The 24613-nt window shown below is 42.6% G+C and carries 20 protein-coding genes, 1 tRNA gene and 1 other RNA gene; 8 read left to right on the forward strand and 14 right to left on the reverse strand.

Features of this window, described 5'->3' with window-relative positions:
- Positions 1–3 precede the first annotated feature (3 nt).
- The 11 genes from JMX48_RS01975 to coaD form a co-directional block, all read right to left on the reverse strand.
- Entirely contained in the window at positions 4–2553 is a 2550-nt protein-coding gene (locus tag JMX48_RS01975; RefSeq protein ID WP_201533696.1) for a capsular polysaccharide biosynthesis protein, read from the reverse strand.
- Between the two features lie 57 nt (positions 2554–2610).
- Positions 2611–4383, reverse strand: coding sequence for a polysaccharide biosynthesis/export family protein (locus tag JMX48_RS01980; RefSeq protein WP_201533698.1), 1773 nt, complete (start codon positions 4381–4383; stop codon positions 2611–2613).
- Between the two features lie 55 nt (positions 4384–4438).
- The gene (locus JMX48_RS01985) at positions 4439–5554 is read right to left on the reverse strand and encodes a capsule biosynthesis protein (protein ID WP_201533700.1); all 1116 of its coding nucleotides are present in this window, start codon (positions 5552–5554) and stop codon (positions 4439–4441) included.
- Positions 5523–6194: an ABC transporter ATP-binding protein gene (locus tag JMX48_RS01990; protein WP_201533702.1), complete on the reverse strand. Its 672-nt coding sequence runs from the start codon at positions 6192–6194 to the stop codon at positions 5523–5525. The genes JMX48_RS01985 and JMX48_RS01990 overlap by 32 nt, the downstream gene beginning before the upstream one ends.
- A 40-nt stretch (positions 6195–6234) precedes the next feature.
- Positions 6235–7047, reverse strand: coding sequence for an ABC transporter permease (locus tag JMX48_RS01995; RefSeq protein ID WP_201533704.1), 813 nt, complete (start codon positions 7045–7047; stop codon positions 6235–6237).
- A 247-nt stretch (positions 7048–7294) separates the two neighbouring features.
- Positions 7295–7371, reverse strand: a tRNA-Met gene (locus JMX48_RS02000).
- Positions 7372–7506: 135 nt separating this feature from the next.
- Positions 7507–7873: RNase P RNA component class A (gene rnpB / locus JMX48_RS02005), an RNA gene on the reverse strand.
- A gap of 75 nt (positions 7874–7948) precedes the next feature.
- Positions 7949–8668, reverse strand: coding sequence for a dethiobiotin synthase (gene bioD, locus JMX48_RS02010; protein ID WP_201533706.1), 720 nt, complete (start codon positions 8666–8668; stop codon positions 7949–7951).
- Between the two features lie 2 nt (positions 8669–8670).
- On the reverse strand, positions 8671–9990 hold the full coding sequence (bioA, locus tag JMX48_RS02015) for an adenosylmethionine--8-amino-7-oxononanoate transaminase (RefSeq protein WP_201533708.1): 1320 nt from the start codon (positions 9988–9990) through the stop codon (positions 8671–8673).
- Between the two features lie 3 nt (positions 9991–9993).
- Positions 9994–10242: a YfhL family 4Fe-4S dicluster ferredoxin gene (locus JMX48_RS02020; protein WP_201533711.1), complete on the reverse strand. Its 249-nt coding sequence runs from the start codon at positions 10240–10242 to the stop codon at positions 9994–9996.
- Between the two features lie 270 nt (positions 10243–10512).
- Entirely contained in the window at positions 10513–11022 is a 510-nt protein-coding gene (coaD, locus tag JMX48_RS02025; RefSeq protein ID WP_201533714.1) for a pantetheine-phosphate adenylyltransferase, read from the reverse strand.
- 275 nt (positions 11023–11297) lie between these two features.
- Between coaD and smpB the strand changes: the two genes are divergently transcribed.
- Entirely contained in the window at positions 11298–11774 is a 477-nt protein-coding gene (gene smpB / locus JMX48_RS02030) for an SsrA-binding protein SmpB (protein WP_201533717.1), read from the forward strand.
- Between the two features lie 93 nt (positions 11775–11867).
- On the opposite strand, the gene JMX48_RS02035 is transcribed toward smpB, so the two are convergent.
- On the reverse strand, positions 11868–12890 hold the full coding sequence (locus tag JMX48_RS02035) for an EamA family transporter RarD (protein ID WP_265088758.1): 1023 nt from the start codon (positions 12888–12890) through the stop codon (positions 11868–11870).
- A 288-nt stretch (positions 12891–13178) separates the two neighbouring features.
- Between JMX48_RS02035 and JMX48_RS02040 the strand changes: the two genes are divergently transcribed.
- From JMX48_RS02040 to JMX48_RS02070, 7 genes are all read left to right on the forward strand, one after another.
- The gene (locus JMX48_RS02040) at positions 13179–13646 is read left to right on the forward strand and encodes an Lrp/AsnC family transcriptional regulator (RefSeq protein ID WP_201533719.1); all 468 of its coding nucleotides are present in this window, start codon (positions 13179–13181) and stop codon (positions 13644–13646) included.
- A 338-nt stretch (positions 13647–13984) separates the two neighbouring features.
- Complete coding sequence (locus tag JMX48_RS02045; RefSeq protein ID WP_227687854.1) at positions 13985–14764, forward strand: hypothetical protein; 780 nt, start codon at positions 13985–13987, stop codon at positions 14762–14764.
- A gap of 239 nt (positions 14765–15003) precedes the next feature.
- A complete protein-coding gene (locus JMX48_RS02050; protein ID WP_201533722.1) occupies positions 15004–17463 on the forward strand; it encodes a YgiQ family radical SAM protein in 2460 nt (819 codons plus the stop codon).
- 320 nt (positions 17464–17783) lie between these two features.
- The gene (locus JMX48_RS02055; RefSeq protein WP_201533725.1) at positions 17784–18218 is read left to right on the forward strand and encodes a hypothetical protein; all 435 of its coding nucleotides are present in this window, start codon (positions 17784–17786) and stop codon (positions 18216–18218) included.
- Positions 18219–18479: 261 nt separating this feature from the next.
- On the forward strand, positions 18480–19001 hold the full coding sequence (locus tag JMX48_RS02060; RefSeq protein WP_227687855.1) for a hypothetical protein: 522 nt from the start codon (positions 18480–18482) through the stop codon (positions 18999–19001).
- Positions 19002–19042: 41 nt separating this feature from the next.
- Complete coding sequence (locus JMX48_RS02065) at positions 19043–19735, forward strand: hypothetical protein (RefSeq protein WP_201533731.1); 693 nt, start codon at positions 19043–19045, stop codon at positions 19733–19735.
- A 337-nt stretch (positions 19736–20072) separates the two neighbouring features.
- Positions 20073–20918 (forward strand): hypothetical protein, encoded by an 846-nt coding sequence (locus JMX48_RS02070; protein ID WP_201533734.1) that lies wholly within the window; start codon positions 20073–20075, stop codon positions 20916–20918.
- Between the two features lie 106 nt (positions 20919–21024).
- Here JMX48_RS02070 and ligA read toward each other — a convergent pair whose 3' ends face one another.
- Both ligA and JMX48_RS02080 read right to left on the reverse strand, forming a co-directional pair.
- Entirely contained in the window at positions 21025–23016 is a 1992-nt protein-coding gene (gene ligA / locus JMX48_RS02075) for an NAD-dependent DNA ligase LigA (protein WP_227687867.1), read from the reverse strand.
- Between the two features lie 490 nt (positions 23017–23506).
- On the reverse strand, positions 23507–24544 hold the full coding sequence (locus JMX48_RS02080) for a cell division protein ZipA C-terminal FtsZ-binding domain-containing protein (protein WP_201533740.1): 1038 nt from the start codon (positions 24542–24544) through the stop codon (positions 23507–23509).
- Positions 24545–24613: the final 69 nt, after the last annotated feature.

Genomic DNA, 24613 nt, shown 5'->3' on the forward strand with positions numbered 1-24613 from the left:
GGGCTAAAAGGATATGTTGCGTAGGCGCTGTTGCCATTTATGACGTTGTTGCATGAAACGCGTGGCAGCTCGGCGTTTAAGCTGGGTGGGTTTGAAATTGGCAGAAAAATTTGATAGAGACAGTATTAAGGGATTGACTGAACTATCTACTTCACTAGATATGCCAGCTTGTGATGATCCGCTTTGGTTATTTGCGAGTGGATATAAATAATCAATGACTTGCTCTACTTGCGCCAGCCCATAACCATTAGGTAGACGATATAGTGGATAACTTATGAGTACACAGTATAGCAATTGCTCAAGCGTTAGTGCAGTGTCTCGTTTACGCCGCTTTAAATATTCAGTTTTTGGCGCTAGCGTCGCGTCGATATCGGTCGTTAAGCCCCAACCTGCATAAAAGGGCAAACCATAACAGCTCACTTTCAGGCCACGGAGCAATGCCTCAAATCCTGTCAATGAGCTGATAGTATGTATCTCATCGACGCATTCTAAACAATCAGGCATCGCCGTATCATAAGCGACCGCTTGGACTTGACGCAAATAGGTTTCCGCTACCTTGCCTGCTCGCAGTCCTGCTTCCACATCAGGATGCGGCTTATAAATCAGATAAGCATCAGGATTTTCTTGGCATACACGCTCGATCAAATCGCTATTGGTTTTAATGTCCGAGCCGCAATACTGCACCGATAAATCATCTTCTACTTGACCGATAATGAGAATACGAGATTTCCCAGAACGCTTGGCATCCTGCATCCAAGCGTTCTGTTGATCATCAGCGCTGCCTGCATTCATGCCAACATTGTACTTACTCACGCGCTGAGTCAGCAGTTTGTCTTGAAGTTTTTGTACGCGCACGCTTTGCTTTGGACTCAACACCTTGCAGTGACGCAATAACGTTTCTAAATCTGACGGCTGGGTCGCATCATAATAGATGCCCTGCTGATCTATCACCACCGACAATGGTGCTAGTAACGTAGCGCCCAAACCATTTGAGCGAATAAATCCATCTTCCATACAATAAATAGTAGGCTGATTAATAAGCTTATTTTGTCGTTTTTTTCGTAATTGCTGGCGTTTGGCTAAACCCCAAACAAGCAAAGGTTGCTGATAATTGACGCGAATATGGTCTGGATGCAGCATATTTTTTAGACGAGGTTTTGGTTTGATAAATAACGTCGTACGTGGCAAATCGACAAAAGCTTTAACAAAAGGTAGCTTCCAACGGCTAAACTCATATACCGTCAAGTGACTTTCAAGGCGCGCTTGCCAGTGACGATTGGTCACCAACCATTCAATCGCTGTATCAATATCGCAAGCTTGTCTCGTCGCTGGATCGACATAGCGACTATACTCAATATAAGCGCTATAGAATAACGTCTCTAACGTCGTATTCACTTTATTGACAGATGATAGGGGAAATAAGGCTCGGTTTGGTACTGTTCCCTTTGCTCGCAGTGTTTTTGTAAAAGCGTGACGGCGTTTTTGGACCGTTTTTAGCAAACGTTTTGGTGCCTCGCTGTCATCAGTAAGACCCCAGCCACTATACCAATTGACCCCAAAGCAATGCACGGTTTTACCAAGCATCAATGCTTCAAAACCCATATGTGAGCTGACCGTATAAACGTGATCTACTTGCGCGAGTAACTCTATAGGATTGAGTGCTTGATTTAAGAGTCGGACGTTTTTGGGTAGCTTTAGATTGGTTAAGTAACCTGATTTTGCTGCAGGATGAGCCTTGACCCAAATATGAGCGTTGGGATGGTTGCGACAAGCGGCTTTTAGCATCCGTTTAAACTGACGTTTGTCAGCGCCAGCACCTTCAATAGACGCATCACCAGCCACTTGGTCAATTAATAGCACGTGTGACTTTAGCGGGTTTTTTATTGTGCCAGCCTTCTCTTCATCCACCCATTTATCTAATGATGGACACGCGATTACTGCGTTATACTTGCTGAGTCTTTCATCACAGATACGTGCTATCAATTGCTTGGCGTGTTTGTTATCTAGTGCACGTGTTTCAGATTTGGCATCGCTCTTAGCACGCTCAATGATTAATTGCTCAAGGCGTGAGCTGTGCGTCAAGTCAAAATAAATACCAATGTCATCAACAATCACGCTCAGCCCGTGGCGGCTACTAATACCTGAATCTAATGAACGCAAAAAGCCATCTTCGATACTCAAAGTCGCAAGATTTTGCTTTGTAGCGACCTTATTAGCTCGTTGATAGCTTTTTTTATGACCCCAACCGATAAAAGCATCGGGACGCGGCTTCAGTGAATGCGTTATTTGGTGCTGTATAAATGTCGGTAATGGCAATAAAGAAAGTAGCGCTGGTTTATTTTCAGTCAAGCCGTGCTGTAGATTTGACCACGGATACCAGCGCTGGATATCCGCCTGCAACACTTGGGATAACAGCACGTTATTACGACGCATGCCTTTTCCAATAACGGCTAAATGCTGCGGTATTTGGTTGTTGGCTGATGGTAAAAATAGTGCATTATCAGAGGTAGATGCAATGGGTGCTTTGTCTTTGTCTGCGACGCTTTTTGCCATCATGAATACCTTTACTTACTATTTTTACCATTAATATTACATCAACCCATAGCGCGTTTATAAATCTAGGACAACTTTAGCTGCGATAGCCAACTGATAGACAATCTGCGATAGGCCACGGGTGATTTCTACGCGTTTGGTTTTGACTTTCGGCAGCACCATAACTTCATCACCTTGTTGGATACGATAGGCCGTATTGACCACTTCACTGGCACCATTTTGATGAATAATTAAGATCTCTTTAGTGTCAGCATTGTCAGAGAAGCCACCCGAATTGGCAATATAGTCGCCAACGGTGTAATCTGGATTAAAGGTAAGCGCACCCTGAGCACGCACTTGACCATTTACTGTAACCACTGATGTTTGAGCCGGTATCTCAATGATATCGCCTTGCTGCAGAATAATGTCTTGCCATGAATTTGGTAACACAACGATTTGACCAGTCGTTTTAACATTACGAGCTTTCGCTACGAACTGTTTGACCAAATTGGCATCATCTTGACGAAGTGCTGCTTCTTCACGAGTTGTAGACTGACTAGCGAGCGTCAACTCTTCTAGACGATCAAGCGACTCATTAATCATACGTTTTTGCTGCTCGGCAACGGATTCGCGATATATGGTCAATTGCGTCAGTTTTGCCAGTGGGCTCGGTTGCAATTGCGGAACGATATCCTTCAGACGAGCGCCATAGGGTACAACCATCGCACCATTACCAGTATGCGCCCCTTTAACCTGAACGGCGATTGTGCCCGCATATCGATCCGAGGTCACCACCATTTGATCGCCATTATATACTGGGACGTTTTGTGCTGCAGAGAGAGAGTAATACTCTGCCGTTTGCGCACGTCCGGCACTACGAGTGATGCTAACATTGGTCGCATTTGCGGCTGGACTGGCAACTTGCAACACATCACCAATGGTTAAATCATTCACATCAAACTCAAACGTATATTCGTTCTGGACCTCTCCAGCCACTTCGAACGTTTTTTTCTGCGGCGCGACAGTAATCACATCACCATCACGAAACGCGAAGGACTGCAATTTACCAGCTAATAGGAAATCATACAGGTTGACTTGCTGTAGCATCTGACCATTACGTTTGATTTGAATATCAATATAACTACCACGCGTCGGATCAACACCGCCTGCTCTATCTAAGTAAGACAATACCGAGTCTGCCGCAAGCCCGCCGTAATAACCCGGCTGTTTAACAAAGCCAGTAACGAAAACTTTCACTGGTTGTGCTTGCTCTAAGGACGCATAAACGCCAACGTTCGAGCGGTAAACGCGACTGACGGCACTTTTAACCACATTTTGCAAACTACCATTCTGTACGCCAGAAATACGTACTGGACCAACATTTGGCAAGAAAATATTACCTTGTGGGTCAACGGTCGTAGTCGCCGCATATTGATAAGCGCCCCACATCCTTACTTGGACATTGTCGCCAGGGTTAATCACATAACTGTCATTAAAAGTGGAGCCTGATGTAGTCGAAAATGCACCGCGAAATAGCTGCTCACCAAACATCATATCTTGCGTATTAATATCTTGGTAAGGACGCGTGGTGTTGATGACCGATTGGCTTGGCAAGCTTGCCGCGTTAACCGCCTCTTGCGTGGTCGCCTGCCCTGGCACGCCGCCCGCAAACGCTTGCGTTGAGACATTAATATTATTACGATTCTGATCCTGACTCATACTGTTGTTGCTGGTACCAAAGCCAGACCCTGATATTTGATCAGCATAACTGCTCGCTGCCATGGCTGGCATACTAGCTGTTGCCATGGCTAAACTTATCATCGTCACGATAGCACGTGGTTTCATATTCATGCGTTGTATTCCTTTGCTGATCTATCGATCATTACTGATATCTTTTTTGTCAAAACTAGCTACGATGATCACGAACCACTGCCATGACTAAGCGCACAAATCCGTAGAATATTAATAGCAATACTAATGATGTCCAGATTATATAAGCACGGCGCGGATATAATGCTTCTTCGGCCTCATAAGGCGTAGAAATCACGATTAAGTTTTTCATCTTCTTAAAGGCTTCTAAACGGGCTTTTTCGAGTGATGATAACGATAATTTATAAAGCTCAGTGGCAAACTCGACATCAGCTTTGATGGTCTCAAATTGTACGGCTTGACGGTTCAATTTGGTCGTGTTTGGCGATGTCAATTTGGTTTGTTCTTGACCAATTTGTTCTTCAACCGCCTTAATCTGACTTCTTAATGAAACCACTTGCGGGGCATCTGGGTTCAAGTAGCTGAGCAGTTGCCGTTCCTCAGTACGTAACGAGCTAAGCTGTGCTTGCAAACTACCAATCAGCTGATTGACAACCTGAGCGTTAGACTCTGGATCATAAATCTCATTTTCGTTTTGATAGTTTAATAGTTTTTCTTTAGTATCATTTAAGCGATCTTGCGATTCATCAAGTTGCGTCTCTGCAAATACCAGCTGATCGCGAGCCACTTCTTGTGAAATACGGTTTACGAATTTTTCAGACTCATTCAAAATTGTTTTATTGAGCTCAAAAGCATACTTTGAATCAAACGCTTCTGTCGATACCGATAGCACATAACTTTGCTCATCTAAATCAATGTGTACGCGTTTTTTGAAGTATTCAAGCAGCTCTTCTTGCGTAGCATCAGGATCAATCTCATTAATCGGATCCGAGCCATCGACATAGTAAGCCTCGCGAAACTTAAACTTATTGTCAAGGCGCTTTACCATATCATTTGACAAGATATACTCTGTCAAATAAGTCGCGTCTTCTTTGCTGGTACTATTGACACCCAGTAAAGCTGATAGACCACCGCCAGAAGGCACGCTGGTATCGCTCACCTGTTTCACTACCACATCAGCAGTTGAGGTAAAACGCGGATGAGCAAGCGACATGACATAAAATATCATGAGCACCCAAGGAAGGATCACCAAGCCGATAAACAGCGAGAAGTTGATTATATTATTTTTTTGCTTTGTGGATATGCTTTTCATAAACCTCAATCGCTTCTGTTGTATCGTCAAAGACGTGTGCTGTTTGATCCATTAGCACAATACCAATATCACAATTACGCTTAATATCGCCAATATTATGCGACACGATTAAAAATCCTGCTTGCGCACGGCGTGCTGCCAGAATTTCCTCACTACGCTTACGAAAAGCGGCATCACCAACCGCACCCGCTTCATCGAGCATATAGTAATCAAAATCAAAGGCCAAGCTTAAACCAAAGGTTAAACGGGCACGCATCCCTGAAGAATAGCTTTTCACTGGCATATCAAAATAATTACCAATGTCTGCAAATTCTTCGACGAAACGAATTTTTTCGTCAATATAAGGGCCGCTTGAGTATAAACGACAAACAAATCGTACATTTTGACGACCCGTTAAGCTACCTTGAAAACCGCCTGCGACTCCTACTGGCCATGAAATCGTAGAATCGGTAATAATTTCACCGTGGTCCGGCTTATCGAGTCCACATATAATACGTAGTAAAGTGGATTTGCCCGCTCCATTACGACCAAGCAAACCCACACTTTGTTTATCACCAATGGTCAGGTTTAAATCTTTAAAAAGATAGTGCCGACCCTGTTTGGTCATAAATGACTTAGAAACATTTTTAATTTCAATCATTCGTTTGCCCTAATTTAAAGCTGGTATCACGCTTAATGATTTATTTAGAGCGTATTAAATCTCTTTCGGCTGCTTTATACATGAGAAGACCCAAGAAATTTACTGCGACTGTCCATTTCAAGAAATAACTCATATCAATATGATAGGCAGGATAATTCGGTGCTAACGCGTGTCTTATCAACTCGATATTATGAATAAAAGGATTATAGAGTAGATAACTAAAATAGGGCTCAGGAACAACATGAATAGGATAGATAATCCCAGACATGAAATATAATATAGTGAAAATAATACCAATTACTTTACTAATTTCACCACCATAATAACCGACCACCATCATGATCAAGGCGACACCAAAACTAAACATAAAAAGCGTTATCCAACAAAATAGGACAATATGTAAATTTTCTAAACTGGCATAATCGTTAAAAAAAGCTAATCCAATCAACAATATAACAAATGTTATAAAATAAATAACCAACTCTAAAGCTGATCTAGCAATGATAACATCAATGTGCCGTATCGATCGGTACATCAGAAGTCCCTGATTGGCTTCAACCGCTCCTAGTGCTCTAGTCGCAATCGTCTGAAACATACGAAAAGGCACCATTCCGGCAACCAAAAATAACGGGAAGCTCATTCCTGGTAATGTCCGTTCAATAATCACGCCAAAAATCACTAAAAATATAAGCATTTGGAAAATGATTTCTAACGGCGCCCACAAATAACCCAATCGGTAGCCGCCAAAGCGCGTTTGTAGCTCACGCATCAGCAAAGCGTGAAATGCCGCACCCATGACTTTGAGGCCACTGCGATGCTTGATAGGACGATAAGGAGGCAATTGTACAGACATAGCGTTACATGACTTTACCGAAAACAGTCCCTATGATAAGTAAGCGCGACACAAGTTACAACAATTAATCTGTTTCTAAACAGATAAACCTATGATTTAGCAAGAAACTAGTAGGTAAGTAATAGCAAATTTAGTTAAATTTGATCAGTATTTAACTATGTTATCTGTTTCTCACTCATTTATTGAACGCAAAAAAAAAACCAATCGCAAAGGATTGGCTTTTTTAATACTGCAGTCTTGCTATAAATGGTGGCGATGAAGAGACTTGAACTCTTGACCTCACGATTATGAGTCATGCGCTCTAACCAGCTGAGCTACATCGCCATTTAAGGCTCGGTATAATACCGATAGAAGTGACTAACGTCAACCCCTAATTATCGTTTTTTTGCAAAAAATAGGAATTTTATTCAAATTAATGGCAAATATTGATACTACTAACGATAAAAACGAACAATAAAAAGGTTTGGTAAACCGATAAGCCGGGTTCTGTCGTGGACAATCATTCCTCTAGGCGTATCATCGCTAATACGCTCAAGCAACCTACCCGCATCGAACGCGGGCCGCGCCATGCCGATGCCTATTTGGTCTTGCTACGCGTGGAGTTTACCATGCCGTGAACTGTTGCCAGCCACGCGGTGCGCTCTTACCGCACCCTTTCACCCTTACCGATAACATCTTGCGATGCCACAGGCGGTCTACTCTCTGCTGCACTGGTCGTCAAGTTACCCTGCCCAGCCGTTAGCTGGCACGCTGCCCTATGTAGCCCGGACTTTCCTCCCCTGCTCATCTGTTGCCAGTGTGCAGCGGCGATTGCCTAGTCTACCAAGCGCGCTAGTATAGCAAAACTAATGACTGCGTGGGAATGTCTTTTTAGATTATTTATATTCCCGTATTCGATTATTTAAATAAAATCTTTTGGTAACGTTAGCTCATTAGCATTCGAGTCGTTTTTATCTTGTTGTGCCAGCTGTAACCAGTGAGTGTCTGGATAATTTTTCTTGAGATAATGTTGTAAAAAATCAATCGTGCTATTCGCAATCTCAGCATCGGTATTATCAGCAGCATCGTGAATATGATTATAAATAACGCTATGAACCTTTAAACCACGCGACGTTATGGCTTCTAAGCTCAGCAACGTATGATTGATACTACCCAAGCGCCCAGAGGTAACCAAAATAATAGGATAATTTTGAGAGGCAATATAATCCAAGGTTAATAATTGCTCAGTGATGGGCACAAGTAAGCCACCAGCGCCTTCCAATAACACCACATCATAATCTGCTTGCAAGCGGCGTGTCGCATTGGTAATCATTTCAGGGTTGAGCGTTTGCTTTGAAAGTCGTGCTGATAAATGCGGTGACGCAGGTTTTTCATATCGATACGGACAGGTTGTAAAATCAAGGTCACACGGCTGTAGCGGCATACCCATCAATTCGCGATGGGTAACAATATCATCAGCCATGTTCATCTCACCGCTATATCTATCTATTGCGACACCTGTTTGTACCAGCTTTTGGGTTATGACATCGATGCCCTGCTGCATAAGTGCTTTGGCAAGCAGACCAGTGGCATAGGTTTTGCCAATATCGGTATCGATACCAGAGATAAATAGCACGCTCATAGCTAACCCTTTTTAGTCAAAAAAATCTGCTTCAAATAAGACGTGACGACAGTGAGTAGTGACTGGCATAAAGCCTCTAGCTCCTCATCAGTGATGATATAAGGCGGCATGATATAGACCAGTTTACCGAACGGTCTGACCCAAATGCCATTATCAATGAGCAATGACTGAAAGATCGGCATATCAACGGCATCATTTAGCTCGATTACTGCTACGGCTCCCAAACAACGCACTTCGGCGACACCCTCTAAAGTTGCAGCAGAGATGAGTTGCTGCTCCATGATGGCCTGCATATTTTCTGTGCGCGTTTCAATATCGTAAGACATTATTAGATCAATTGAGGCACAAGCGACGGCGCAAGCCAAAGGATTACCCATAAAGGTTGGGCCATGCATAAGCGCTGGATAATCACTTTGGCTAATGGTGTCCGCTATTTTTCGTGTACACAAAGTGGCAGCAAAGGTCATATAACCACCTGTCAGCGCCTTTCCAATCGTCATAATATCAGGACTGATATCGGCATGCTCACAAGCAAACAGCTTGCCACTACGACCAAAACCTGTCGCAATTTCATCAGCAATCAATAATACGTCATGCTCATCGCACAATTGGCGCAATAACTGTAAATACTCAGGGCTGTAAAAGCGCATTCCACCTGCGCCTTGAATGATTGGCTCAATAATAAATCCGGCAAGTTTATCGCTATTTTCAGCAAAAAATACGGTTAATGCATCACGCTCGCTTTGGGTTAACGCACGCTCAAATCCGAGTGGCGGTGATGGCACAAAATACTGCATCGGTAATTGTTTGCCATATAAATTGTGCATGCCAGCGACTGGGTCGCAAACACTCATCGCATGCCATGTATCGCCATAATAACCAGAGTGAGTTGAGGCAAACTGCTGCTTGGCTGGCCGATTGGCAGCAACTTGATATTGCAATGCCATTTTTAACGCCACTTCTACCGCAATGCTGCCACTGTCGGCATAAAATATCGCCTCAAGCCCAGAAGGGACAATAGACAGCAGTTTTTTACCCAAATCTATGGCGGGTTGGTGCGTCAAGCCGCCAAACATCACATGTGCCATCTTACCCAATTGCTTGATAATCGCCTCATTAAGCACGGCGTGATTATAGCCATGAACGCTCGCCCACCAAGACGACATCCCATCAATCAGACGCCTGCCATCTTGAGTGACGATATAAATGCCTTCTGCATGGTCAATAACGATATTTGGATAAGTCGGCGGCAAACTGGCGTAAGGATGCCAAAGGTGTTGCTGGTCAAAGTCGTCTGTTGATTTTGTAGATAATATTTTCATATTTTATTGACCAGTAATACGCTTATACTTTGACATCAAATCGCTTTCGGTTTCGACATAATTTGGGTCATGAGGAATACAGTCAACGGGACAGATGACCACACATTGCGGCTCGTCAAAATGACCCACGCATTCGGTGCATAAATCGGGGTCGATAACATAGATATCGTCCCCTTCTGAGATAGCCCCATTCGGGCAGGCAGGCTCGCAGACGTCACAATTGATGCATTCATCAGTGATTAATAGCGCCATAAACTGCTCCTTTTTTGTTTTACTTGTAACGGATAATTTTTGACTGCTGTACTACAGTTGATCCACTATGAAAAACACAGCGCTACTCGGATAAGTTTTGCGCCGCCTCTGTCTGCGTAAGCACAGCAAGCAAGGAAAATTTATACCAGTAGCGCGTGATAATATTTGAACTTATTTTATTTAAGACTGACTATACTTTGACTATTTTACTACTTACTATCAGCCCATACTTTATCTAATTAATGCCTGTTTTTAACTGCGTATTTAAACCTACTTGAGCTTCAGTTTTTCAACAAAGGCTTGCGAGACACAAGACGGCACAAATTTCGTCACATCGCCGCCCAGTTTTGCAATTTCACGAATCATAGTAGACGAGATAAACGAATAATTTTGGGAAGGCGTCAAAAATACCGCTTCAAAGTTTTCGTCAAGCTCACGATTCATATTAGCCAGCTGAAATTCATATTCAAAATCTGACATGGCTCGCAGACCGCGCAAAACTGCCGTGGCATTTTTTTCACGCATAAAATCGACCAGCAAACCTTTAAAACCAATCACCGATACTTGCGGTAAATCAGCAAATACGGTCTTGACTAAGCCGACACGCTCCTCGAAATCAAATAAAGGCTTTTTGTGATGCCCTGAGGCAACGGCAATGACAACCTCATCGAATAATTTGGTGGCGCGCGTGACTAAGTCCACATGTCCGTTGGTAATGGGGTCAAAAGTACCGGGATATAAAATTTTGGTGTGCAATTTTGAAGAAGTAGAAGGGTTCATAGCGTGGCTAATAAGTTCAATGATATTAGGCCATATGCTAGCAAATTTTGCTCAAACTTAATACTTATCTGCTACATTTGTCCTAACAGCAGACTTACCTTTTCGCCAAAGGCTTTGCTACAATAGCGGGTTCGACTCATCCGTCTTATTTCTTATCATTTAAGTAAAAGACAATTTAAAGGTAAGACAATCCAAATGACCGGGTTAGGATGAGGAATTAGTGGGACTAGTTAGATAAGAACGCCACATTTTTAATGGGTTCTTATGGAGAAATTATGTCAAAAAAATCAAAAAAACCGGACAATCAAATTTGTGCGAATAAAAAGGCTCGTCATGAGTACTTTATCGAAGAGGCATTTGAGGCAGGTCTGGCACTACAAGGCTGGGAAGTCAAAGCGATTCGTGCAGGTAAAATGACAATTACCGAAGCGTATGTCATCTTCCGTAATAATGAAGCCTTCTTATTTGGCGCGCATATTCAGCCATTGCTATCCAGCTCAACGCACGTCAGTCCGGATAGTACTCGTACTCGTAAGCTGCTGCTCAATCGCCGCGAGATTGAAAAACTGTTTGGTGCTGTCAATCAAAAAGGCTATGCCTGCGTGCCGCTGTCTTGCTATTGGAAAAATTCGCTAGTGAAATGCCAAATCGGCTTGGCACTGGGTAAAAAGCAGCATGACAAACGTAAAACGCTAAAAGACCGTGACTGGGAACGTGATAAGCAGCGCGGCTTTAAACAGCATTTAGATTAAAGATCGATTATTTTAATCTAACACCAAAAGGACGATTTGACATTTTGTTAAATCGTCCTTTTTATTGGATAAATCGGTTTCATTCATGACTCTTTAAACGGCATTGGCCATTTTTTCCATGTGCATTCCTTTACGAGCGCGGCGCAATTGACGTACACCGTGGATGATCAAACAAACAATGCCTAGCCAAATCAGCCCATAACTATAGATCATCGCTGATTCAAACGGATTGCCCAATACGGTTATTGCCAAAATGAACAACAATGCTGGTTCTAAATAACTCATCATGCCATAAACGTTCACGGGCAGCATTTGACTGGCATCAACGTTGGTTTTCATCGCCAAAACACTAAGTACACCCAATCCTGCCAGCATCATAATAAAGAAACCAGAACCGCTAACGAGTATCAAACTACTGGGTGCCACAAAAAACAAATAGGCCAAGGCAAATGGCGCGAATATCGTTAAATCAACCAATAATCCAGTCACTGCGCCAATACCTTGCAGACGGCGCAAGATATAATAAATAGGATAAGTGCCGCAAACCCAAAGTGTTGCCCAAGAGACACTTTGCGTGCGTACAATTTCACTGCCCACGCCTAATGCAGCAAATGCCACGGCCAACCATTGCAGGCGGCTGAGTTTTTCGCCAAATAAGACGCAACCAAACACCACCATCATCAATGGGAATAAAAAATAACCCATCGCCGTTTGTACGCCTTGCCCATTAACTGGTGCCCACATAAAGAGCCAAAACTGACTGAGAAATATCGGCGTGGGTAACAATAGCCATGCCCATTGCTTGATTCCTGTTATCGCTTTTAATTTACCAACATGCAAACCTAAGCGCCCACTAATAATCAAATAACCTATCAATGCTGCCCACATCGCCAGCATACGCCAAATAAATACTTGCGTGCCTGACAATGGCGCTAAAAAGCTGCTATAAGCATAGAGGACGCCAAACAATACGTTTGATAATACTGCCAATACTACGCCCAATATCAATGTGCGTTGCTGAGTGCTACCCGCTGTCCAAATCGCAGGCAACGGCAAGCGCGAGACAGTCGTGGCTAGTGTATTTGCGAAGACAGTAGAAAGCATTGAAGTAAACATAAAAACACCACGAGTTTGAATAGAGATCAAAAAGATCAGTTGTTATTTTTGAAAACCAAATGTCATCTGAGCTGATTATTTTTCCAATGAAGCTTGGTTTGTTAGGAGCTATTCTACTAAGGTGCTACGAAAAAATTTCTCTATATTCATTTATTATTGATTGAATTTATCAATTTATGACTAATATCTGAATTATTTATCATTTTTTAATTTATAGTGGTTATTCATAGTCATTGTTTATGATAGTGAGAGAGAGATATTTAATAATGAGACTTTTGAGGAACTATAATGAATCCAAATCTAGATGATATTGATAAAGCCATTTTAAACTTGCTACAAGATGACGCGACACTACCGTTAAAAACGGTGGCGGAACGTGTTCACATCTCTATCGCAACGGCTCAACGCCGCATCCAATCACTGATAAGCAATGGCATCATTACCAAGCAAGTCGCTATCGTTGACCCCAACAAGGTGGGCTACGGTCTGACGGCAGTGGTGATGATAGAGATGTCGCGCTCTAATAACTCGATGCAACATCGGTTTGAGCGTTTGATGCATGCACAGCCACAAGTAATGAGCTGCTATGAGGTATCCGGTGATGCCGATTTTATGTTGATGATAAATGCCAAAAATATGAATGATTATCATCAATTCACTCGTAATTTATTGACTTATGAAAATAACGTACGCCGTTTTACCAGCCAGTTTGTGATGAATTTAACTAAAAGTGGCACAAAGATTTTGCTGGATTAAGTGAGGTAAATATAACGATTAATTTTAATCCGTCTTTATTGTCAATTATAAGTAGATAATTATCGACCAAACGAGGTACGATGTGAACGGAAGTTTGATAATAAATACTAGGGCGTGTCCTCAATCTGAAAATGGTGATAAAAATAAGATAAATGGCAGCCAAACAAGGAAAATAGTGCAGATAATATCGAGATATTGACTGGCTATTTGACATAGTTTGGCAAGATTTAGCTATTTTTAGCCCGTTTAGTCGCTTTTGTTCAGATTGAGGACATGCCCTAACCAGATATGAACCTTTCATCACCGTAGTCGATTGTTACAGACAAGGAAGCCTTACCATGAACCAGCATAAAGATAGCGCTCTCGATAAATTGCAAAAAACGAATAGTAGCAAGCATAAAAATGCTTTACAGAAACGATTGAATTTGAAAACTGTGGTTATAGGCGCATCGCTCACAGCATTGCTCGCCAGCTCAGGCTGTGCCACCAGCTCATTGTTAGAAAGTGACAATCACGTCAGTACTCAAACGACTAAAACCACATTGTCTGAAGATCAGATCGTCGCCTTTGGTCGTCCTGCTCAGGCTTTACCAAAAATGCCCAACGCGACGATGGTTATCGTCGGTGAAAAAAACAGCTATGTGTTGACCCAAGGCGGGACAGAAATGGTCAATCTGTTAACTAACCTGACGCCAAAAAACATTCAAGTCGATAATGAGATGAATTTTTATGTGCCCAACAATGATGGTTACTTTCAGGGTGAGATGAAACTGTCTTACGCCAAATTAAAAGATGAGTTTAAACGCTCTGACTATCAGTTCTTTTTGCAGAATAATGGCCGCGATTGCACCTCAGCCAGTGACCAGCGTATCAATGCTCAGCGCTTTTGCTTTAGCGTGCCAGTTAAAGGGGCTATCTATCCACAAGTCAGTAACTTGAGCATCATCCAGTCGAATTATCGCGCTTTGACCAAGCCCTATATGGTGAAATTTTATACACAAAGTCAGCAAAACCAAGTCCATCGTAGTGGCGCAAATACAGTTCAGAAGCTAGTTTTATTACCCTTTGCCTTAGCATTTGATGTCGTTACCTTCCCATTTCAGTTGTTAGAAAATTAGAAAAGTAAACGTCTAATGCTTTTTTATACTAAACTTTAGTCTAAAGTAAGAATGGTTTTGACAGATTGAAAACCATTCTTACTGGTACATTCTCTCACGCTATCAATAACTTATCGCTAATCCTTTATCGCATCATGAGTGTAATTCATGTTAAAATGAGCGCCTTTAAATGAGCCGTCATTATTCTTGATGAATAACGGTGGTTTTTTAGTGCCATTTTCTACTCAACAGGTCTGCCCATGTCTGCCGATACCATTGCTCGCACCGCCTTTAAACAAGGCACCAAACCACTTTACGATTATGACAAACATTGGGCGAGCTGCTACGAGCCTGCGCCTTATCTGCCGATGAGCCGCAAAGAAATGGACGATTTGGGCTGGGATGCCTGTGATGTCATCATCATTTCAGGCGATGCGTATGTCGATCATCCAAGTTTTGGTATGGCGATTATCGGACGCTTGCTAGAGTCGCAGGGGTTTCGCGTTGGCATCATTGCCCAGCCAGATTGGAAGAGCAAAGACGCCTTTATGGAACTGGGTAAACCTGTTTATGCATATGGCGTGACAGCGGGCAACATGGACAGCATGATTAACCGTTACACCGCAGATCGCAAAATCCGTAGTGATGACGCGTACTCGCCCGGTAATGTCGCCAACAAACGTCCTGACCGCGCGGCTATCGTCTATAGCCAGCGCTGCCGTGAAGCGTATCCTGATGTGCCGATTATCTTGGGCGGTATCGAAGGCAGTTTACGCCGTATCGCTCATTATGATTACTGGTCGGATAAAGTCCGTCGCAGTATTTTGCTTGATGCCCGTGCCGATGTCTTATTGTATGGTAATGCTGAACGTGCCATTGTCGATGTGGTACATGGTTTATCAAAAGGCTATAGCTTTGAGCAAATGAGCAAGTTGCGCGGTACGTCGTATCTATTGACCCCAACGCGTCGCCATTGGCAACAAGATATGACCGAGGTCGCCAGTAACGATGTCGATACCGTTGGTCGTGTTGATCCGATTATCAATCCTTATGTGATGACCGAAGACGTCGATCAATGCTCCATTGAACAAGACAAACCTACCGATTCGCCAGTTGGACAAGCGATGATGTCGCAATCATCAATGTCATCTAAGTATCAAGGTTTCGTTTCTGAGCCAGTAAGTAACAAAATTCTCAATGCTCATCAAGTCGACGAAGAAACGCAAGTCGTACAAATGCGCGGCTTTGACAAGCCAATGACTGCCCGTAAACATAAGCTAAAAATGCCGCCACGTGAGCAAACGGTGATTCGCTTGCCTGATTATGAGCACGTTAAATCTGATCCGGTGCTTTATGCTCATGCCAGCCGTATCTTGCATCTTGAGACCAATCCGGGTAATGCTCGTGCGCTGGTACAACGTCATAGCAGCGGTGCTGGTAATTCATATACCTCCATCGATGTTTGGCTCAATCCGCCACCGATTCCGCTCTCAACTGAAGAGATGGATTATGTGTTTGATTTGCCGTACGCACGTCTGCCGCATCCAAGCTATGGCGATGCGCGTATTCCTGCTTATGACATGATTAAATTTTCTGTCAATATTATGCGTGGCTGTTTTGGTGGTTGTACTTTTTGCTCAATCACTGAGCACGAAGGACGTATTATTCAAAGCCGCTCAGAAGATTCAATCTTGCGCGAAGTTGAAGCGATTCGTGATACCGCGCCCAACTTTACTGGCGTGATTTCTGATCTTGGTGGCCCCACGGCAAACATGTACCGTCTCAGCTGCAAAGACGACACCATCGAAAAGAACTGCCGCAAGCCCTCTTGCGTCTATCCTGATGTCTGTGAAAACCTAATCACCGATCACAGCAATTTAACCAAATTATACCGTAAAGCTCGTGATATCAAAGGCGTGAAAAAAATCCTGATCGCGTCAGGATTGCGTTATGATTTGGCGGTCAAAGATCCTGAATATGTCAAAGAGCTGGTCAGCCATCATGTCGGCGGATATCTAAAAATTGCGCCTGAGCATTCTGAAGAAAATGTCTTGTCGAAGATGATGAAGCCTGGCATGGGCAGCTATGATAAATTCAAAGCTATGTTTGAGCAGTACAGTCAAGAAGCAGGCAAAGAGCAATATTTGATTCCTTACTTCATCGCCGCCCATCCGGGCACTAAAGATGAAGACATGATGAACCTTGCGCTTTGGCTAAAAAGTCATGGCTATCGCGCTGACCAAGTACAAGCGTTTTATCCAAGTCCGATGGCGACAGCGACCACCATGTATCATACGCACAAAGACCCACTACATAAGATTAGCCGTAGTGAAGGTGATATGGATATCGTCAAGTCTGGTAAGCAGCGTAAATTGCACAAAGCGTTCCTCCGTTATCACGATCCAAAAAACTGGGTCATGCTGCGTAAAGCGCTGCAAGATATGGGACGCAGTGATTTGATTGGCAAAAACCGTGGCTGCTTGATTCCGCCATTCAATGCCAGTTTGGAAGGTCGCGATGCTGCGCAAGACAGCTATCAGTCAGCGCGCAAAAAGAATAGTCGCCTTGGTAATGACTCGGTGAAGCGTAGCCATAGCTCAGCGGCAAACAGCTCGTCAACCAATAGCCCTGTTGGCAAAAACTCTACCAGCAAAAAACGCGTGAGTAAAGGCAATTTCCAAACTCAGCACACAGGTCTGCCACCGCGTAAAACGAAATAGTTTAAACGTCTTAATTCAGCTCAATAAAAGCGCCTATCGACTAAAAATCGCTAGGTGCTTTTTATTTGATAGGCGCTTCTTAGTCGGTAGACGCTTTTTATTTGAATAGCCTCATTTAATCCTGCAGTGATTTAAACTGAGCAACACTCCAAAGCACTATACATATCACGTTACATTACTCAGTGATTGGGTAACTCAGCAAATACGTAACAAACAATTTCCAACATTATCTACGAACTGTTTTGGTTACCATGTGCGCTATATACTTAACGCATTATTAAGAATATATACATAAAAACGAATTTAATTTGGAGAAACTTATGAAGACCTTAACTAAAATTGTAACTGCCCTACCTGCCCTTGCATTGCTAAGTGCTTGTGCGACCACTGCCCCTACTACTACGCCAAATGCCTCAGAAACGCCTGCTGAAGATAACATGCCTGTTAAAGATAGCATGCCTGATGCCGCTTATGACCGTATGGCAGCAGCCCCTTATACTTGTACTGATGGCAGCAAAATCATGGCAAAACAGTCTATTAATAAAAAACAAGCCATGGTAAATGCGACCTTGCCAAAAGTAAAATGGACAGAGCAAAAGATCGTCTTGAACGGCGGTGTGCAAGGTGATACGGCAAGCTATGTCAATGACTCAAACCCAGAAGCGGCCTACGCATGGCACATGAAAGGCGACAAAGGTATCTTTGCAATCAAATGGGCGAACGGTAAAGAATACCAAGTAAACTGCCAAATCTAGTTAGTAGCTACAAGCAAAATCTATAGCAAATATAAAGTAAATAAACAAAAAAACAGTCATCTAATGATGGCTGTTTTTTTGTGCGCGTTTTTAAAAATACGGCTATTACTTTGATATTTTCATAACAAGCGCATGTTTGCTGCATTTCGCTAGAGAAGCAGCACGAAAGCTGTCAAAATAGTAATAATGTAAGAAGCACTTATAAAAAAATGCTCGTCCAATCATAAAGAGGATACGTCGATGGTTAAGCGCGTTATAAGTATGATCATCATCGCAACTGTCAGTATGTGCGTGCTGCCTGCATGCGACAACAGTGCTGAAACTACCAGCCAAGCTTCTGAACCAGCGGTAACGACAGCGAAGCCTTCAGTACAAATACCAACGCCAAATACTATCGATTGGTCATTGGTCGCCAGTGGTGAAACACCTGCTAACCTCGCCAATTATCAATATCCGTTTGCGCTCGATAGTCAAAATGTAAAAGATTATGCGACATATTTCGATGTGGATAATGCCACTGCTCAGCATAATCTAACGGTGAGTACAGCAAGTAATGAGGCGCTATCCAAAGTCTTGGATCAGCTGAGCGACACCTATGTCTCACACGAGATAACCGATGGCAATGATATGAAACTTGTCATTCATACCACGCCCGATGTCGCTGCCAGCAGCTATGATTATGTGCTGTCTGATGACTTTGCTAAGGGATTGGTATTGCCTATTGAGATCAAACCTGATGGTAAGAAAGGTGATGTGAAGACGCATGGAGAAATGGCGGAGTAAGATGGGATATACTCAACTCTTTTATTAAAATGAGATAAAAAATGATATTTGGAAATCCTGGCATTTATTATGAAGATGGTACGTATAGTGAATTTGCTATCGTCATTGAGCATCTAACAGCAGAATTTTATAGTCTTAATTTATGCGTTGATATAGAAATGATTCCACCGCATCTGGCTTATAACATGAAAAGTATGTTTTTAACACCGCTCAGTGATAGAGCTGTTTTTGAAATCCAATCTCCATCGTTATTTCATCTGAGTAATAAAGAGTTGATGATTGCTTTAGCAAAACAATACTGTTCTGAGTGGAAAGTGGAAGAGCGAATAAGATTAGGTCTTCAACCGACATTGTACACACCAGCTAAGATCGAAGAATACGAAGAGAGCCTATACGATGATAGCTATTTTGATTTTGAAAATTTTGTAGATTATCTTTGGGATATAGAGCCACATGAATATGGAGACAAGGGGTGGTATCCGTTTATTATAAATCATAAAGAAGAAACCAAACTGGTCATCATTCACATACATCGTAATCCTAAAAATTTAGACGATTATCCTGAAGACTTAAAAGAGTATGAAAGGTTTTTCAACGCCGATAAGTCACCTAAACAACCTAAATATTTTGATGAGCACTATTGGTCAGTAAAAGTAATAAAGATGAAGACGGCAGAAGTGCTGTCGGTTGTAGATAAAGCCTATGAGTATTTATTTGGTGATAATGTAGACTGATAAAACGTGCTCTAGGGTGACGCACGTTTTTTCTTAATGGCTGGTATTACCCATTGAAATCAAACCTGATGGTAAGAAAAGTGATGTGAAGGCGCACAGGGAAATAGTGGAGTAGAATTTAATATCGTGTGTTTTTGCGCATACGCTACCAAGAAACTCTAAGTTGCAGGGCGCGCCCTTCGCACCAACGTCCAAACCTAAAGAAAATTAAAAGTTCTTATCTATACAAATATCCAAATGTTTAGTTATTCTTTAAAGAATTCTTTCAATTTAAAGATTCAATTCTTAAGTAGTGCGCGGAGCGCACCCTACTTTATTCATTACAATAGGAATACACATGAAAAGTAATAATGAAAAAATAGCTCTTATATCTGAATTTAAGGAAGAATCTTTTAGATTATTAGATATTAGGTTCCTACCTCCTAAAGTTTTAGTTCCTAGCGACTTAGATAACTACAAGTTTATTTCAAGAGATGTAGAAGAAGTAAATATTAAAAATTTAAAAATACAATTTTTAACTCCAAGTATGGTTGCCCTTCAGATTAATATAGCTAACGAATCAATTAGGAATATTAAAAAACTAAAAGACAGGATAAAAATAATTCCTTCCGAACAGAAAAAAGAAGATAGAGAGCTTGGTGAGAAAATGATAGGTCATACTTTGGAAGTATATGAATTTATCGAGCAAGCTCAAAAGTCTATTATATTCAGTTTTACTGCTTTAGAGACTTTCGTAAACTTATCTATACCAAAAGATTTTATTTGGGAAAAAACCACTACAAGAAAAAAAGAGATTTATAACAAAGAGCAAATTGAAAGATATATTCCGTGGAAAGAAAAAATAAATCTGGTTATTACTGATATATACAAATTGCCAGAAATCAAGCAAACTAAGTTTTGGTCAAGCTTAATGGAGCTACTAGAAATAAGAAATAGGTTGATTCATATCAAAAGTTCAGACGACACTGAAGTCTTGAGTGATATTTTAAATAAAGATATAATTAGAATATGCTTTTCTAGTCAAGAATACATAAACTATATATCTGAAAATGTTACTGAAAATGAACATATAAAAACTGTAGATATTGAAAAATTTCCTATTATTTCAGATAGTAGAAAGGTTCGTTTAATTCAAAAGGCAGGCGATATACAGCCTGTCTATATTCCAGAAGAGTTTAGATAGTAGACTTAAAAAAGGTAGTTACAAATATCAAAATCTATAACTACCTCAAAAGAAGCGCCTTTAAAACTTATATTTTCACATCATAACCAATATTCTTTCTTTAAACCTACTCCCCAACCATCGCCAAAAACTCTTCCTCACCCACTATTTTGACGCCTAGCTTCTCAGCTTTTGCCATCTTCGAGCCAGCTTTATCCCCTGCCAGCAGCGCAGTGGTTTTCGCAGAAATACTACCTGAGACTTTTGCACCCAGCGCTTGCAGTTTAGCTTTGGCTTCATCACGCGCCATGCTATCGAGCGCGCCCGTGATGACCCACGTTTGCCCATCGAGCGGCAGCCCTTCTGATGCGACCTGCTCGACATTATCCCAATGCACGCCCGCTTCTCGTAGTGCGGTGATGACTTCGATATTGTGCGGTGCGCGGAAGAATTCATACGCCAGTTCAGCAGTAATAGTGCCCACATCAGGCGTTTTTATCAGGGTTTCAATACTGGCGGCCATCAAGCTATCTAAGTCACCAAATTGCTGAGCAAAGTTCTGTGCCGTCCCTTCACCAACGCCTCGAATACCCAGCGCATAGATAAAACGTGCGAGCGTGGTATGTTTGCTGGCATCAATGGCGCTGATGATGTTTTGCACTGACTTTTCACCCAGTTTTTCAAGCGTAACCAGCTCGTCCGTATGCTTGTGCAACTGATAGATATCAGCGACGGTTTTGACCAGACCATGCTCAAAAAAGCTAATCAACCAACTCGCGCCAAGCCCATCGATATCCATCGCTCGACGTGAGACAAAGTGAATAAGTGCTTCTTGCTGCTGCGCGGGACAAAACAGACCGCCCGTACAACGCGCCAATGCCTCATCTTCGGGCAGCAAGACAGGAGAATCGCAAACGGGACAAGTTGATGGAAGTGTTACTGGTTCAGAATCTGCTGGACGTTGATCTGTCCAAACGCGCGTGACTTTGGGGATGACATCCCCTGCGCGATGAACGCTGACCATATCGCCTGCGCGCACATCCAAACGCTGAATCTCGCCAAAATTATGCAAGGTGACATTGCTAACGGTGACGCCGCCGACTTTCACAGGGTCTAATTTACCAACGGGAGTAATCGCGCCAGTACGTCCTACTTGCCACTCAATCGCGTGTAAGCGTGTCATGACCGTTTCGGCAGGGAATTTATAAGCGGTTGCCCAGCGCGGTTCGCGTGACAAAAACCCAAGCTGCTGCTGCAATGCGAGGCTATTGACCTTAATCACCATACCATCGATTTCAAACGGCAAATCACTGCGCGCATCGATCATGGACTCATAATAAGTTTGAGCTGCTTTTGGATTTTTGACGACCTCCACCGCACTGATCGTAAACCCAAGTTCTGTCAGCCATGTAAGCGCGGCTGATTGGGTTTCGATGGTTTTGGGCAATCCTTGGTTAATCGAATAACCATAGAATGCCAGCGGGCGACTGGCTGCAATGCTTGGGTCTAATTGACGTAAGCTCCCAGCGGCAGCGTTGCGTGGATTGGCAAAAGTTTTACCTTCGTTCTCTTCAGCAAGTCGATTGAGACGCTCAAAACCTGCCTTTGGCATCAGCACTTCACCGCGTACTTCTAGTAGCTCGATATCGGCAGCATCGGCTATCCATAGAGGCAAATTACGAATGGTTTTGGCATTTTGAGTGATATCCTCACCTGTTTGCCCATCACCGCGTGTCACCGCTTGTACAAACTGTCCGTGCTCATATTTTAGCGAGACCGCTAACCCATCAAGTTTTAGCTCCATCTCGTATTCAGGATTTTGCTGAGACACGCTTAGACGATCATTAACGCGGCGCATAAAGTCGCTCAAATCGGCGTATTCAAAGACATTACCCAGCGAGAGCATAGGAATATCATGGGTGACTTGAGTAAAGGCTGACAGCGGTATATCACCGACTTGATTGATTGGACTGTCAGGCTGTACCAAATCCGGATTGGCTTCTTCTAGCTCAAGTAAGGCACGGCGCAATTGATCGTATTCACTGTCTTCTAAGGTAGGATTGTCGAGCACATAATAATTATAATTATTCGTCTTAATGGTCTCGATAAGCGACCGCATCGTCGAGACAATCTCTGTACTATTATTTGTACTACCATCAGCTGTACTGGCTATATTAGATGTCGCAGCTGTTGAGTTTTCTGCTTGAGCAGATGGATTTTTAGAATTATTTGATGAGATAGAGTCAGTCATAGTCGGCGTCTTTTTTGCGATTCAAGATGCCGATATCATAACAAGTTTGCAGGAAGCTCGGATACCGTTTTATAGAAAACTATAGTCGGTCCCAAATAAAATAAGAATAAAAACGATAATGCGCTACTGGAATAATTTTTTCTTGCTTGCTGTGCCTGCGCAGACAGAGGCTGCAAAAAATTTATCCCAGTAGCACTGTATCTATTTTATAGTAGATAACCTGCAAAATTTTAGAAAAAGAACAATAAAAAAGGCAAATAACGTCAATCGCTATTTGCCTTTTAGAATACAGTTACTATTAATTAGCTTTTATTAACCAGTCTTCAGCTTCTAACCTTCAGCTTTTAACCTTCAGCCTTTAACTTTCATAGTCGCGAACTTGGTTACGCAGTTGTTGCTTGTATTCTGGGGTGATTGGTTCATTTTCTTCATCCAGCATAATGGCGTCCAAATCGCTTGCCATCATATAGGCAATGCTCATCATACTATCGAAACTGCGTACGGCTTGTGGATGCGGCAACGATAAAAACACCACCACGCCGTTGTACGTATTGGTCGCCACGCTATGCGGATCAAAAGGCGCGATACCGCTATCGGTAATACCCATCATGCTAAACCACAACATACCTGTGCCGTCTTTTTGCTCATAGCGATGGAACATATTCATCGCGCCATAGCGCAGACCGTACTTATCAATCAATGCCAATAAATCACGACCACGGATAATAGACACGGGACGATCACGATATTGGTGTGGCAAGATGGTGATATTGATATTGTCTTTGGCATTGATTAATGGGCCGTTTTGGGCTTCATCAACAGGCTCTGATAAATGCTGATCGAGAATCGGACTGTTATTGTCAAAACTTGGCTCTTCGGCGGTGTCAATCGATGGCATCAGACTGTCTGTAGCCGACATCAAGCTTGAAAACGCATCAGGCTCTTGTTCGGCATGCATCTGCTCAGTAGATTGTACAAACTCAGCATTTTCGCTACGCTGCTGCTCATCCTGCCAGCGCGCATAATCTGTATCATCGATTACGCTACTTTCATGCAGATTGCTATCATCGCTTATATCACTGCGTCCAGCCGTCAACTGTGCATCAGCATGTGGCTGGGTCATAGTTGATTGCGTCAAAGGCGCTTCTTCAACGACAGCATTTAGATAACTGCGGTCAGGGCCGATGCTGGTCTCGCCAGCAACCGTATCATCAAAGTCTGGCTGATCGACGATATTGCGCTCATGACGCGGTATGATAGGAATACCATTTTTATCATAATTGACCGCAGCAGCTTCAGCATTTTTGCGGCGCTTAAAGCTACGAATGACCATAAACAGCCCTGCAAGCACGATAAATGCGGCAACGGCAATCAATATAAACTGAATAGCGGTCATAAGAAATACATCCTAATATATGACAAAAGGGAATACATAAGAGAGGGGAAATGGCAATAGTCTAGCATG

The sequence above is a fragment of the Psychrobacter immobilis genome, assembly GCF_904846225.1.
GTDB lineage: Bacteria > Pseudomonadota > Gammaproteobacteria > Pseudomonadales > Moraxellaceae > Psychrobacter > Psychrobacter immobilis_F.

Excerpts from the sequence above, each read along its gene's own strand:
- JMX48_RS01990 (WP_201533702.1), bottom strand. The coding sequence starts at position 6,194 with ATGATTGAAATTAAAAATGTTTCTAAGTCATTTATGACCAAACAGGGT.
- JMX48_RS01980 (WP_201533698.1), bottom strand. The coding sequence starts at position 4,383 with ATGAATATGAAACCACGTGCTATCGTGACGATGATAAGTTTAGCCATG.
- JMX48_RS01995 (WP_201533704.1), bottom strand. The coding sequence starts at position 7,047 with ATGTCTGTACAATTGCCTCCTTATCGTCCTATCAAGCATCGCAGTGGC.
- JMX48_RS01985 (WP_201533700.1), bottom strand. The coding sequence starts at position 5,554 with ATGAAAAGCATATCCACAAAGCAAAAAAATAATATAATCAACTTCTCG.
- JMX48_RS02020 (WP_201533711.1), bottom strand. The coding sequence starts at position 10,242 with ATGGCGCTATTAATCACTGATGAATGCATCAATTGTGACGTCTGCGAG.
- JMX48_RS02045 (WP_227687854.1), top strand. The coding sequence starts at position 13,985 with ATGAACCAGCATAAAGATAGCGCTCTCGATAAATTGCAAAAAACGAAT.
- JMX48_RS02080 (WP_201533740.1), bottom strand. The coding sequence starts at position 24,544 with ATGACCGCTATTCAGTTTATATTGATTGCCGTTGCCGCATTTATCGTG.
- JMX48_RS02060 (WP_227687855.1), top strand. The coding sequence starts at position 18,480 with ATGATCATCATCGCAACTGTCAGTATGTGCGTGCTGCCTGCATGCGAC.
- bioA (WP_201533708.1), bottom strand. The coding sequence starts at position 9,990 with ATGAAAATATTATCTACAAAATCAACAGACGACTTTGACCAGCAACAC.
- smpB (WP_201533717.1), top strand. The coding sequence starts at position 11,298 with ATGTCAAAAAAATCAAAAAAACCGGACAATCAAATTTGTGCGAATAAA.
- JMX48_RS02050 (WP_201533722.1), top strand. The coding sequence starts at position 15,004 with ATGTCTGCCGATACCATTGCTCGCACCGCCTTTAAACAAGGCACCAAA.
- coaD (WP_201533714.1), bottom strand. The coding sequence starts at position 11,022 with ATGAACCCTTCTACTTCTTCAAAATTGCACACCAAAATTTTATATCCC.
- JMX48_RS02035 (WP_265088758.1), bottom strand. The coding sequence starts at position 12,890 with ATGTTTACTTCAATGCTTTCTACTGTCTTCGCAAATACACTAGCCACG.
- ligA (WP_227687867.1), bottom strand. The coding sequence starts at position 23,016 with ATGCGGTCGCTTATCGAGACCATTAAGACGAATAATTATAATTATTAT.
- JMX48_RS02040 (WP_201533719.1), top strand. The coding sequence starts at position 13,179 with ATGAATCCAAATCTAGATGATATTGATAAAGCCATTTTAAACTTGCTA.
- JMX48_RS02070 (WP_201533734.1), top strand. The coding sequence starts at position 20,073 with ATGAAAAGTAATAATGAAAAAATAGCTCTTATATCTGAATTTAAGGAA.
- bioD (WP_201533706.1), bottom strand. The coding sequence starts at position 8,668 with ATGAGCGTGCTATTTATCTCTGGTATCGATACCGATATTGGCAAAACC.
- JMX48_RS01975 (WP_201533696.1), bottom strand. The coding sequence starts at position 2,553 with ATGGCAAAAAGCGTCGCAGACAAAGACAAAGCACCCATTGCATCTACC.
- JMX48_RS02065 (WP_201533731.1), top strand. The coding sequence starts at position 19,043 with ATGATATTTGGAAATCCTGGCATTTATTATGAAGATGGTACGTATAGT.
- JMX48_RS02055 (WP_201533725.1), top strand. The coding sequence starts at position 17,784 with ATGAAGACCTTAACTAAAATTGTAACTGCCCTACCTGCCCTTGCATTG.